General features: G+C 44.2%; 12 protein-coding genes. 10 read left to right on the top strand and 2 right to left on the bottom strand.

Translation table 11 applies throughout. The features are described 5' to 3' along the window. The 3 genes from VF500_RS21190 to VF500_RS21180 form a co-directional block, all read left to right on the top strand. A partial coding sequence (locus VF500_RS21190; protein WP_330861589.1) for an SPOR domain-containing protein occupies positions 1-473 on the top strand: 473 nt, incomplete at its 5' end. Then, positions 466-1,656, top strand: coding sequence for a M20 metallopeptidase family protein (locus VF500_RS21185; RefSeq protein WP_121231938.1), 1,191 nt, complete (start codon positions 466-468; stop codon positions 1,654-1,656). The genes VF500_RS21190 and VF500_RS21185, both read left to right, overlap by 8 nt. A 118-nt stretch (positions 1,657-1,774) precedes the next feature. Beyond that, positions 1,775-2,701: a hypothetical protein gene (locus VF500_RS21180; protein ID WP_330861588.1), complete on the top strand. Its 927-nt coding sequence runs from the start codon at positions 1,775-1,777 to the stop codon at positions 2,699-2,701. Positions 2,702-2,850: 149 nt separating this feature from the next. Here the strand turns inward: VF500_RS21180 and VF500_RS21175 are convergent, their stop codons facing one another. Next, positions 2,851-4,173: a sorbosone dehydrogenase family protein gene (locus VF500_RS21175; RefSeq protein ID WP_330861587.1), complete on the bottom strand. Its 1,323-nt coding sequence runs from the start codon at positions 4,171-4,173 to the stop codon at positions 2,851-2,853. A gap of 226 nt (positions 4,174-4,399) precedes the next feature. Between VF500_RS21175 and VF500_RS21170 the strand changes: the two genes are divergently transcribed. Both VF500_RS21170 and VF500_RS21165 read left to right on the top strand, forming a co-directional pair. Continuing rightward, the gene (locus VF500_RS21170) at positions 4,400-6,313 is read left to right on the top strand and encodes a gliding motility-associated C-terminal domain-containing protein (protein WP_330861586.1); all 1,914 of its coding nucleotides are present in this window, start codon (positions 4,400-4,402) and stop codon (positions 6,311-6,313) included. 58 nt (positions 6,314-6,371) lie between these two features. Then, on the top strand, positions 6,372-7,361 hold the full coding sequence (locus VF500_RS21165) for a gliding motility-associated C-terminal domain-containing protein (protein ID WP_330861585.1): 990 nt from the start codon (positions 6,372-6,374) through the stop codon (positions 7,359-7,361). A 450-nt stretch (positions 7,362-7,811) separates the two neighbouring features. Here VF500_RS21165 and VF500_RS21160 read toward each other — a convergent pair whose 3' ends face one another. Beyond that, positions 7,812-8,333 (bottom strand): NADPH-dependent FMN reductase, encoded by a 522-nt coding sequence (locus VF500_RS21160; RefSeq protein WP_330861584.1) that lies wholly within the window; start codon positions 8,331-8,333, stop codon positions 7,812-7,814. 301 nt (positions 8,334-8,634) lie between these two features. On the opposite strand from VF500_RS21160, the gene VF500_RS21155 reads away from it, so the two are divergent. From VF500_RS21155 to lepB, 5 genes are read left to right on the top strand one after another with little or no spacing between them, the layout of a single operon-like run. Beyond that, positions 8,635-9,438, top strand: a complete 804-nt coding sequence (locus VF500_RS21155) for a ParA family protein (RefSeq protein WP_121231926.1) — start codon at positions 8,635-8,637, stop codon at positions 9,436-9,438. 3 nt (positions 9,439-9,441) lie between these two features. Next, a complete protein-coding gene (locus VF500_RS21150; RefSeq protein ID WP_330861583.1) occupies positions 9,442-10,353 on the top strand; it encodes a ParB/RepB/Spo0J family partition protein in 912 nt (303 codons plus the stop codon). Between the two features lie 15 nt (positions 10,354-10,368). After that, complete coding sequence (locus tag VF500_RS21145; RefSeq protein WP_330861582.1) at positions 10,369-11,046, top strand: DUF5683 domain-containing protein; 678 nt, start codon at positions 10,369-10,371, stop codon at positions 11,044-11,046. Between the two features lie 23 nt (positions 11,047-11,069). Then, entirely contained in the window at positions 11,070-11,819 is a 750-nt protein-coding gene (gene dapB / locus VF500_RS21140) for a 4-hydroxy-tetrahydrodipicolinate reductase (RefSeq protein ID WP_330861581.1), read from the top strand. Between the two features lie 47 nt (positions 11,820-11,866). Then, complete coding sequence (lepB, locus tag VF500_RS21135) at positions 11,867-13,288, top strand: signal peptidase I (protein WP_330861580.1); 1,422 nt, start codon at positions 11,867-11,869, stop codon at positions 13,286-13,288. Positions 13,289-13,480 lie beyond the last annotated feature (192 nt).

Below are 13,480 nucleotides of genomic sequence, written 5' to 3'. Positions count from 1 at the left end.
GAATTTGCCAAATGAAAAAAGCAGTATTTGATCATCAAGCTAAACCAGCCATCATCAGATACTGCTTTTTTGTTTTATTGCTATTGGCATCAACCCAAACCTTTGCCCAAACCAGGGGCAAAGTTGAAGTGATCAAAGATCCATTGGTGGATAGCCTGATAGCCAAAAGGTTTTCATTGAACGGTGTCACCGGTACCGATGCACCAGGTTCATCCTATGGTTACCGGGTGCAATTCTTCAGCGGCTCAAACCGCAAGGATGCCTACAATGCGCAAAACCGTTTACAGCAACAATATCCCGAGCTGCGTACCTATATCAGTTACCGTGAGCCCAATTTTAAAGTAAAGGCAGGCGACTTCCGTACCCGACTTGAAGCCGAAAAACTGGTACAGGAACTGCGTTCGTCGTTTTCGAGCATATTCATCATTTCCGAAAAAATAAATCTCCCTAAAACGGATCCTAATAATGATTAAAGAGCAAATACAGGAATTATCCGCAAAAATATTCAATGAGGTAGTGGCCAATCGCCGTCACCTGCATGCCAATCCCGAGCTTTCATTTCATGAACTGCAAACCTCGGTGTTTGTTGCCAACAAGCTTGAAGAGCTGGGTCTCGAATACCACAAAATGGCCGATACCGGTTTGGTAGCCCTCATCAAAGGTGAAAAGCCATCAGATGCAGGCAATGTTGTTGCCCTGCGTGCCGATATGGATGCCCTGCCGATACTGGAAGCTAATGATGTTCCGTACAAATCGCAAAACCCGGGCGTGATGCATGCCTGTGGCCATGATGCGCACACTTCATCATTATTGGGTACCGCTAAAATATTAACCGAACTGAAAAGCCAGTTTGCGGGTACCGTTAAACTGATCTTTCAGCCGGCAGAGGAAAAGCTGCCTGGCGGTGCAAGTCTGATGATCAAAGAAGGTGTTTTGGAAAACCCAAAACCAGCAGCCGTTTTGGGACAGCACGTAATGCCTTTGATAGATGCCGGTAAAGTAGGTTTCCGCGCAGGTAAATACATGGCCTCAACCGATGAGCTTTACGTTACCGTTAAAGGTAAAGGCGGCCACGGTGCACAGCCACAACAAAATATCGATCCGGTAATTATTACCGCTCATATATTAACCGCCCTGCAACAGGTGGTAAGCCGTTTTGCAGATCCTAAAAGTCCATCGGTGCTTTCGTTTGGTAAAGTGATAGCCAATGGCGCTACCAATGTGATCCCTAATGAAGTTTACCTGGAAGGTACTTTCCGTACCATGGACGAAAAATGGCGCGAGGAAGCACACAAACGCATGAAAAAAATGGCCGAAGGTATTGCAGAAAGCATGGGTGGAAGCTGTGATTTTAACATCATGCGCGGTTATCCATTCCTTATTAATGAAGAAAAATTAACCCATGCCACCCGCGGTCATGCTGAGGATTACCTGGGTAAAGAAAATGTGCTCGACCTGGATATCTGGATGGCTGCCGAAGACTTTGCCTACTACTCGCAAGTTGCCGACAGCTGTTTCTACCGTCTCGGTACCCGTAACGAAGCCCGTGGAATTACTTCATCGGTACACACACCAACTTTTGATGTGGAGGAAGATGCATTTAAAGTGAGTACCGGTTTGATGGCCTATTTGGCGGTTAAGCAACTCGGCAACTAAAAACCATGTCATTGCGAGGAGGAACGACGAAGCAATCTCGTAGCTATGCATATCGAACAGGCATTGGCTACGAGATTGCCACGCTATGCTCGCAATGACATGCTGTAAAAAGCAATCAATGAAAAAACTACTCCTGATCCTTATCCTTACTTCAACAAGCCTGCTTGCAAAAGCCCAGCAGATCAATCGCTTCAATCCGGATACTATACGTACCATTGTGATTGATTCGCTGGTTGATATCCGCTCGCATAAGCTCAACGCGCAGGATTTTATTGATGCAGTACTGGCTGATACCGGCTTCTACAAAGCTTTCCAAAATATGAAAAGCTTCGGCTTTACTGCCGAAAACCGCATTTTTACTTACGATAATAAGAATAAAGTAAACGGACGCATCTACCGCAAAATACTGCACAGCGACGCGGCCGGAAAACATAAGATTGAATACATAGCCAAAAAGGATAGTGGCGATGTTTATAAAAAGAACGGCAAGTATCAGCTGTACACGGTGGAGATGTTCGATTTTATTTTTATGAACGCCTATAACTCTGATTTCACCAAGGGGGATGCGCTGCCGGGGTCGGGAGGGAAAAATGAATCGTACAAAAGTAAGCTCAAAACACTGATTTTTACACCTGGTCGTAAGGTGAGCGGCATTCCTTTCATCAGCAGCAAAACGGAGATCTTCGGCGAAGATATGCGCCAGTATTACTATTACGAGTTTGCCCGCGGTAAATACCTCGATACCATTCCCGTTTACCGCTTTAAGGTAAGGTGCAAGCCCAGCACATCCGACAGTGATACCATGATCAAGGAGATGACCACCATATTTGATGAGCGTACTTTCCAGATATTGGGCCGGTATATTGATATGAAGTTCAGCAATATGTTCTTTGATTTCAATGTGCAGATGAACATCGAGCTCAACAATTTCCAGGGCGAGCCGCTACCTACCAAGATCACCTACCAGGGCAACTGGAACATTCCTTTCCATAAAGAAGAACGTGCCAGTTTTTTGATCGTGCATAAGGATTATAAGAAGGAGTAGAGTCTATTACTGTACACGCTGCCGCGGGTTTCTAACCCGTGGTAACTATGGCTTCAGCTTTCAGCTGAACCACGGTTTGAGTTAAGCTGAAAGCTTACCTTCTGGTAACCACGGGTTAGGCTATCGCTAACCCCGCGATAGTGTTGCTTTTAACGCTTCACTCGCCAGATCTTATTCCCTGCGTCATCTGCGACCAACAATGATCCATCCTTAGCTACAGCAACCCCAACAGGGCGGCCATAAACCTTTTGTTTGGCGCTATCGGCAATAAAGCCGGTTAAAAAGTCTATTATTTGGCCGGTTGGTTTATTATTACTGAAGGGAACGAAAACAACTTTATAGCCCACCAGTTTTGAACTGTTCCATGAACCATGCTGCCCGATAAAAGCCCCGCCATGATAGTCCTGCGGAAAGTTTGTGCCATTGTAAAAGGCTAACCCTAAAGATGCAGTATGTGCGCCAAGGGCAACATCAGGCACAATGGCTTTTTTAACCATTTCGGGGTTAGGATTCTTTTGTTTTAGCACAGGGTCTTCGTGCCTGCCAAAATAAGCCCAGGGCCAGCCGTAGAAGCCGCCATCTTTAACACTTGCCAGGTAATCAGGTACAAGCTGATCGCCAAGGTCATCACGTTCATTTACGGCTGCATATAAAACGCCTGTGCCTGGTTGAATGTCGATACCGGCCGGGTTGCGTAATCCTGAAGCATAAATACGTTCACCGCTCCCGTCAAGGTTGATTTCCAGGATATCGGCCCGGCGTTTCTCCACCTCCATGCCATGTTCGGCAATATTGCTGCCCGATCCTACCGAAACGTATATTTTTTTGCCATCGGCGCTTAGGTGCAGGTTGCGTGTCCAGTGATTGTTGTAGCCGCCCGCGGGCAAATCAAGTATTTTAATGCCTTGGCCGGTTACTTTCATTTCGCCCATTTTGTAAGGATAACGCCATAGGGCATCGGTATTGGCTACATAAAACCAATCGCCTGCAATGAGCATCCCGTAAGGTTGGTTTAGCCCGCTCAGGAAAACAGTTTTTGAATCGGGGAGGCCGTCTCCGTTGGTATCTTTAAACAGTAATACTTTATTAGCGCTTTTACCCAAATGCTGCGATTTGCTTATCCCGATGATATCGGCGCCTATCTTTTTCAAACCGGTAACTTCGGTATTGGCTTCAGATACAAAAACATCGCCGTTTGATGCTGTGTAGATATTGCGCGGGTTATCCAATTCATCAGCATAAAGGCTTACCGAAAAACCTGCTGGCGCAATAGGGCTTTTGCCTTTGGGCCAGCCAATAACATCGCAGTAGTTTTTTACAGCCTTGGTTTCATAAGGGGCGGGAAGCGTAACCTCCTGTTGGCTTTTATTGACGATTGTATCAGTATTGTTATAGTTAGCCGGCTTTTTATGTTTACAGGCCAAAAGTATTATGCCGATAGTAAAAGGAAATATGATGAGCTTATTTTTCATTTTGGCGGGTGTTTATATACTAATAGTTAACTTTTTAGATGTTAGGATTGTTTGGGATAAGTGATTGTTTTGCAGTGTGTAATATATTCATGGTTTAACCGGTTTTTATGCATGGGCGTAGCCAAAAAAATATATTTTTGGTAGTTCCATGTTAATATTCCTCAACCGGTTAATGCGTTTCAATCCCGTTAAATTATTTCTGTTGGTTTTGCTTGCCATTACTTGTATGCAAGTTAAAGCGCAGACGACTGTTTGTAACGGAAGTTACGGTGATCCGGTGGTAAAGCTTGATTTTGGATCTGGAGTTAGTCATACCGGGCCTCCATTGGCACCAGGCCTTACAACTATGTACTATACTCCTGATTGCCCAAATGATACGTATTATTCAATTGTAAGTAGTCAGACCGTATGTCATGACACGTGGCACACGGTACTTCATGATCATACAGGAAATGCCGGAGGCTACATGATGCTTGTGAATGCGTCATATGAGCCGAGTGTTTTTTTTACCGAAGCAAAGGACCTTAATCTTTGCGAGAATACCACTTACGAGTTTTCGGCCTATGTACTTAACCTTATGAAGCTTTCATCAAGCGATGCAGATACTAAGCAGCCCGATTTATTATTTACCATAAAAAAACCAGACGGGACAATTTTGGTTCAGTACGATACCTATACCATACAGCCTACCGCAGACCCTCAATGGAATAAATATAGCGTGCCATTTTCAACAGGCGCCGGTGTTACTCAAATTGTATTGGAGATCTCAAATAATGGTGCGGGTGGTAATGGAAATGATTTGCTGCTTGATGATATTGAATTCAGGGCCTGTGGACCTACTATCAAGGTGGGATTTACCACCGTTGACGACACCCAGCCTAAAAATAGCTGTAAAGGGCAGGTTCAAAGCTATAACCTTATAGCCGATCTGAATAATGGCTACAGCAATCCCAAAGAACAATGGCAAAGCAGTACCGACGGTGGTGTTACCTGGGTAAATATACCCGGAGCAACAAATCTCAGTTATTCATTTCAATTTGATGAAAATAAACCGGTTGGCACTTACCTATATAGGATGGCTGCTGCCGAGGGGGACAATATCAATTCGCCTAATTGCCGCGTTTATTCAGATGTGCGTACTGTAACTGTTAATGCTTACCTGGACAAACCTACAGTTACTGCTCCTGCAGTATGCGAAGGTGACGCGCTTACACTCACTGCTACCGCGCCTGGAGCGGTGAGTTATGAATGGACCGGGCCGGGCGTTACAGTAGCCAATAAAAATCAAAATCCTTTAGTCATCGACAATGCTACTGTTGCAGCAGTAGGTGACTATCAGGTTACTGTAGTTTCGGCTGGCGGATGTCCCACCCCATCGGATAAAGTAAAGGCAACCGTCAATTTAAAACCCGTGATACCGGCTATTACCCCTGCTCCAATTTGTAAAGGGAGTGCCACCATTCTCAATGAAACTACGCCGAATGCCAAAAGCTATAGCTGGTTGCCGGTTACGGGGTTATCTGATCCAACCGCAGCAAGTCCTGCTGCCAAGCCTGCCGAAACCACTACTTATACCGTAACAGTAACCAGTAATGAGGGGTGTACGGCAACCCAAACGGTAACTGTAACAGTTATGCCCGTACCCGAGGCAAGTATAAGTCCGCAAAAAAAGATCTTTGAGGGGCAGTCGGTAGTGCTGGATGCCGAGGCACAATATGCCGATACTTACTTATGGAGCCCGGCCGACGGACTTGACGACCCTACCAAGCTGAACCCTGTTGCCAGCCCTACAGATGATATTACTTATACCCTAAAGGCATCATCAGGTATTGGCTGCGGATTTGTTAATGTTTCTGTTTTTGTGCGGGTTTATAAAAAAATTGTCATCCCTACCTCGTTTTCGCCTAATGGAGATGGTTTAAATGACTATTGGGATATCGAAGCTTTATCAACCTATCCGCAAAGTACAATGAATGTTTTTAGCCGCAGCGGGCAAAAAGTATACACCTCAACAGGTTACGATAAACCCTGGAATGGTACCTATAAAGGTTATATTTTGCCCTCGGGCACTTACTACTATGTGGTCGATCTTAAAAGCGGCGCACCGTTATTAAAGGGCTGGGTGCTTATTGTGCATTGATTTGCGCTGCTTTCGTACTGATATTACCCCCATAGTTTATCAATACAAAAACTGACCGTTGACTGCTGCCTTAAGCGCGGTGTTTCAACTTACCTTTAAAGTTTTAAGTGTTGATCAGGTCATGCAGGCGCGTCTTTCCCCTATTTTTTTAGTGTTGATATTGGTTGTGTTTTTTACAGATAGCTACGGCCAAAGTATGGATTGCACGGGCAAGTTAGGCCATTGGCTGTTCAGGGAGGATTTTGGCTCGGGTACAGGACATGGACCTGCCTTACCGGCAGGTGTTACCAATATGACTTATACGCCGTATTGTCCGCCCGATGGTTTTTATACACTGGTTAATGGGTCTGACGGATGTGCTGAAGAATCCTGGCATAATGTAAAGCATGACCATACCGGTAATAACAACGGTTATATGATGATGATCAATGCATCAAACGAGCCAAGTACGTTTTACACGCGCATGGTGCCCTCCCTTTGTCCGGCCACAACTTATGAGTTTTCGGCCTATATTCTTAACCTGTTAAAAAATACCGTTGTCGGGCCAACGGTGCAGCAGCCGAATATCCTTTTTTCTATCGAAACAACAACCGGCGAGGTACTTGAAACATTGCGTACAGGACCTATCGCCGCAACTGCGGGCCCCGTTTGGAAAAAGTATAACCTGATCTTTAAAACGCCCGATAATGTAAGCAGTCTCGTTTTGAAAATAAGTAACAGCGCTCCCGGGGGGCCTGGCAATGACCTGCTGCTTGATGATATTGAGTTTGTAACAAGCGCCCCTAAATTAACTATCCCTACCGCATTTTCACCAAACGGCGATGGCATTAACGATGTATGGGATATCATTAACCTTGATGCTTATACTGGTTGTGAGTTAACTGTTTATGACAGGGGAGGAGGAATTGTTTTTAAAAGTATCGGCTATAATACGCCCTGGAACGGTACACGCAACGGCGCCCTTCTTGATGCAGGGACTTATTACTATGTAATTGATCTTAAAATCGGCACCAAAAGGATCTCAGGCTGGGTGTTTTTGATGAGGTGATTTGGGGATTACGCTGATTGTTTTTTGATTTCACCGATACCCGGCCGATTTAAATAGTTTTAGCTTGCGATCGGTGTTATCAATGCACCGCTCTTAAGGCTTGTAGTTTTTAAGAACCACATTTATAAAAGCGGCTAATTATGTGGTGTGGTGATAACACCATGTGTGTGCGGAAGATGCAAATCGATTGGAAATGCTGGTTAAAAAAGCCATGTCATTGCGAGGAGCGGCATGGGCAAAAGCACTTGGGGCGACGTGGCAATCCCGTAGCTATACAGGGCGGACATGCATTGGCTACGAGATTGCCGCGCTACGCTCGCAATGACATGTTTTTTTATTTTAAAATAGAGATAATTTCATCTTCCGAATACCTGCGGTGATAACACCGACCACAGGCTCGAAAGAAAAGAAATCGGTGTAATCAACTCTAATCGGAGAAATCCAAAAAAATCAAAATCTGATGATCTTTTCAATCTGCTCGTCTACAAATTTTATGGTATCGGGTTTAAACAGGTGCTCTTCTTCGTCAAACTCTTTGTGTATGGCTGCTATGTGCAGTTTAAGCGCCATGATGTTCAGGTGCAGGTAGTGGCAAACGCCGGTGAAATGATCAACGCCGCGAATGTTGCCGTATTTACCCGATGACAAGCCTACCAAAGCCGCTTTTTTATCATAAAAGCTTTCGGGAAAACTACAGGCATCGATAAAAACTTTGAGCACACCAGGAAAGCTGCCGTTGTATTCGGGGATAAGAAATATGAATTTATCGGTATTGGTAACTATCTGCTGGATAACTTCAAACTCTGGGCTGCGTTTCTTATAAAGGTCTGTTTCAATAACATTTGGCGGCAGTTGGGCAAGTGATAAAATGCCGGCTTCAACACCTTTTTCGCGCAGTTTTTGCTGATAGACATGGGCAAGTTTAAGCGTTGAGCTTCCGGGCCTGTTTGTTGACGATATTATGGTTATCATTTATTATTGGTAAATTGCTGACTGATCTGATCAGTATTATCGGTACTGGTTTGCCTGCTAATTTTTTGTGAATGAGTGCTTTAATATTAAATATGATTTAAGCAATAATATCCATCAAATTGTTAAGCTGATAATTCACTAATTGATCAATTTTGTTTGTAAATAGGCGAAAGCTGTGGAATTCTACATTATTTAATTCCGTATCTTTATCACCGGATAAAAACTTTACGAAAGTAGAAATTTCTGTTTCTATTTAACGTTGTTATAAATCACAGAACTATAAATTTTTTTAAACTATAGAATGAGTAAAATAATTGCTTTAGCCAACCAGAAAGGCGGCGTAGGGAAAACTACATCATCTATAAATCTGGCAGCAAGTTTAGCCGTATTAGATTATAAAACCTTGTTGGTTGACGCCGACCCGCAGGCTAATTCAACCTCGGGCATTGGCTTTGATCCCCGCAATATAAAAAACAGTATTTATGAATGTATCATCAATGAGGTTGACCCTCACGAGGCCATTCAAAAAACTGAAACCCCTAATCTTGATTTATTACCTGCGCATATTGACCTGGTAGGTGCCGAAATTGAAATGATCAATTTAACCGGCCGCGAGTTTAAAATGAAGCAGGTATTTGACAAGGTGCGCGACGAATATGATTTTATCATTATCGATTGTTCACCTTCATTGGGTTTGATCACCATTAACGCTTTAACCGCTGCCGACTCGGTAATTGTACCGGTTCAGTGCGAGTATTTCGCGTTAGAGGGTTTGGGCAAATTGTTAAATACCATAAAAATTGTTCAATCGCGCCTGAACCCGCAGTTGGAGATAGAAGGGATTCTGTTAACCATGTATGATGTGCGTTTACGCCTGAGCAACCAGGTGGTTGATGAGGTTAAGACCCACTTTGAGGATATGGTTTTTGATACCATTATACAACGTAACACCCGTTTAAGCGAAGCGCCAAGCTTTGGCGTATCGGTAATTATGCATGATGCTACCTGTAAGGGTGCAATTAATTATTTAAACCTTGCCCGCGAAATTTTGGAGAAAAACGGACTGGTTAAGGGTGAATCGGCAACAGCTACAGCAACAGTATAGTAAATGAGTGGTGAAAAGAGAAATGCCCTGGGCAAGGGACTGAGTGCGCTATTGAACGACACGCCTAACGTACAACCATACCAAAACAGAAATAAGGAAACTGCAAGTCCGGCCGAGGTAAATGATATTGGCACGGTTAATGAAATAAAACTGGCCGAAATTGAAGTTAATCCGTTTCAGCCCCGTACCGATTTTGATGAGCAGGCACTAACAGAGCTTTCGGAGTCGATCAAGCTACAGGGTTTAATTCAGCCAATAACACTCAGGAAATTAGGCGCGCATAAATATCAGCTGATATCTGGTGAGCGCCGTTTTCGTGCATCGAAGCTGGCTGGTCTAACCCAGATCCCGGCTTATGTACGTACCGCCAATGATCAGCAAATGCTGGAAATGGCACTCATTGAAAACATTCAGCGCGAAAACCTGAATGCTATTGAGGTTGCCCTGAGTTTTCAGCGCATGATTGAAGAGTGTAACCTGAAACAGGAAGAACTGGGCGACAGGGTAAGCAAAAACCGCTCGACAGTTACCAACTACCTGCGCTTGTTAAGGCTGCCACCGGTTATCCAGGCTTCTATTCGTGACGGCGAGCTTACCATGGGGCATGCCAAAGCTATTTTAACCTTAACAGATCCTGCAAAACAATTATTTATACATCAGCATATTATAAAGGAAGGTTTATCCGTTCGTAAGGTTGAAGAACTGGTAAGGGATATGCAAAAATCGCCGGTAAAAAAAGAGGGCAAACAACCTGAACCGGTATCCTATCAGTTGCAAAAGATCCAGGATGATCTTGCTTCAAAATTTAGTACAAGGGTAAAGCTAAAAGTAGGCAACCGCGGAAGCGGTGTGATTGAGATCCCTTTCCTTTCGGAAGATGATCTGGGCCGCATCCTTGAAATGCTTGATTGGTAATTGTTAATTTTAAAAATGTATAAATTCCTGTTTTTTTTAGGTGTATTCACTTTTTTTATTTTTGCTGCACAGGCTCAAATAGTTGATAGTACGGAGAATAAAAAAAGTGATACGCTGAAAGTAAAGCATCCTGTTAAAACCCCCTCGGGCTCGTTTGCCCCAAAGATCGATCCCGCCAAAGAAAAGATCTATCATCCGGATAGCACCCATATCCCCCATAAAGCAGTAATACATTCGTTAATGATACCGGGCTGGGGCCAGGTGTATAACCATAGGTGGTGGAAAGTGCCCTTGATTTATGGTGGTTTAGGCCTGTTAACGTCGGCCATCATTTACAATCAGCATTATTATCACGAATACCTGGTGCTATCGAGATACCGCCAGAGCAACCCGCCTAATCCCGGCGACCCTTATTATAACGAGTATTACCTTTATAAAGATGTTCCGGATGCCAACCTGAGCGATGCGCGCGAAAACTCAAGGCGTAACCGCGATTTAAGTATTTTTGGTTTCTTAGCTGTATGGGGTATCCAGGCCATTGATGCTTATATTGATGCCAAGTTCATCCATTCGTACACGGTTGATAATAACCTGTCGTTCAAGGTAACTCCGGGGCTAATTAATCAGCCGGTGTATGCGCAGGGTGCTAATAATGCTTATATTCCGGGTTTAAAAGTTACCTTTACGTTTTAATAAGGAAAACCAGCATACCTGAAATGAAGATAGCGTTACTTGGCTACGGAAAAATGGGCAAGATCATCGAAAAGATAGCCCTTAGCCGCAAGCATGAAATTGTACTTACCATTGATCATGAATCCCTTCATGACCTTACTCCCGAAAACCTGCAAAAAGCAGATGTTGTAATTGAATTTACCACGCCGGCATCGGTACTGTCAAATATTGAGCAGTGCTTTAATGCCAATGTGCCTATTGTTGTTGGTACAACCGGTTGGTACGAGAAATTACCGGAAGTTAAGCAGCAGTGTGTTGACGGGAATAAATCATTGTTATGGGCTTCAAACTTTAGTGTTGGTGTTAACGTGTTTTTCCATGTTAATAAGCTATTGGCTAAAGTGATGAACAAGTACCCTTATTATGAGGTACAGGTTGAAGAGATCCACCATACTCAAAAAATGGATTCGCCAAGCGGCACGGCCATAACCATTGCCGAAGGCATCATTAACAATACGGATACTAAAAACGAATGGGTTAATGTATTAACCACCGATGACAGTGACGACGATGCCAGTGTAGCCGCTAACCAACTGCTTATAGAATCATTACGTATAGACAGCGTACCGGGCACCCACACGGTTATTTATGATTCGGAAGTAGATAGTATCGAATTTAAGCATACTGCACATAACCGCAATGGTTTTGCTTTAGGCGCAGTACTGGCTGCCGAGTGGCTGCACGATAAAAAAGGTTTTTACTCTGTAGAGGCCATGTTTGATTTTAACAGCTAATAGCTTTAATATAAATGGCAATAGCGGGCTATATTGGGTTTTATATCATGATAAGCCCGCTATTGATCTTAATACTGGCCGGATACTGGAAACTTTTTGAAAAGGCCGGTCGCCCGGGCTGGGAGGCGCTGATCCCGGTTTACCACCTTTATATTATGCTCAAATTAAGCCAAAGGCCGCTGTGGTTGCTTTTGCTACTTTTAATACCGGGCATAAACTTCATTATAAGTATCGGGATCCTCATTGATTTTATTAAATCGTTCGGTAAGGTAGGAATAGGGCAGATCACCGTATCGGTACTGTTGCCTTTCATTTTTATCCCAAAATGGGGCTTTGATAAAAATACCCGCTATGTTGGCCCATCGGCAAGTGATGATTTCAGGGAGAAATACCGCGATCTCAGTAAATCACCCGTACGGGAATGGACAGAAGCCATCCTTTTCGCTGTAATTGCAGCAACGGTTATCCGCGGACTCTTCCTCGAAGCTTTCACCATCCCTTCATCATCTATGGAAAGCTCATTAATGGTGGGCGATTTTTTATTTGTAAGCAAGATCAATTATGGGGCCCGGCTGCCCATGACCCCCGTAGCATTTCCCTTTGCGCACCACACCATGCCGCTTATGGGTACCAAAGCCTATTGGGACGGGATAAAGCTGCCCTATTATCGCCTGCCGGGTTTTGGCGAAGTAAAAAAAGGCGATGCCGTGGTGTTCAACTATCCAATGGACGCCGACTCTCCGTTTTACCGCCCGGTAGACAAACAGGAAAATTATATCAAACGATGCCAGGGCACTCCTGGCGATACCTTAAAACTGGAGTACGGGCAGGTGTATATAAATAACCAACCGATGGCTGCGCCGCCAAATGCAGAAATGGAATACCGGGTACGTACAGATGGCTCGGTAAGCGGGTTTGGCCCGCATACACGCTACGATCTTCACCTGGAGGATATCCAGCAATTTACAAAGGTCGACTTTACAGTAAACACAACAGCCGAATCGGCTGAAAAGCTAAAGGCATTTCCCTATATTAAAGCTGTAAAGCCAGATATTAAGTTAAGAGGAGTATACGATCCGGAGATTTTTCCGCATGATCCACGCTTCAGGTGGAACGAGGATAACTTAGGGCCGATCATCATTCCGAAAAGGGGCTGGACGGTTAAACTCGACAGCATGACCATGCCTTTTTATCGCCGCGCCATTGAGGTATATGAAAATAACAAGGTGCAGGTTAAAGGGAATAACATAACAATTAACGGAAGTAAGGCCAGTAGTTATACCTTTAAACTGAACTATTACTGGATGATGGGCGATAACCGTCACAACTCGGAAGATTCACGGTTTTGGGGCTTTGTGCCCGAGGATCATATTGTAGGGAAAGCAGTATTTGTATGGATGAGCTGGGATGCCAATTCGCCATCATGGTGTAAGATCAGGTGGGACAAGGTGTTCAGAAGGATCAATTAGATGTGCGGATGTGCAGATGATATGGGGAATGTGTAGGGAAATCGCTTGTTAGATTTATAGCGGCTTTTCCATCGATCAGAGGGAATTCCAAAGTTAAAAAGCAGGCGTCATGCCGAATTTATTTCGGCATCCCATAGGACACTCACATCTGCCAGGTCTCCGAATTGCCTGTCGCAAACTTTTCCCGTGCTT

This window comes from Mucilaginibacter sp., from assembly GCF_036383575.1.
Lineage (GTDB): Bacteria > Bacteroidota > Bacteroidia > Sphingobacteriales > Sphingobacteriaceae > Mucilaginibacter.
This window is presented reverse-complemented; position numbering and strand designations above follow the sequence as displayed.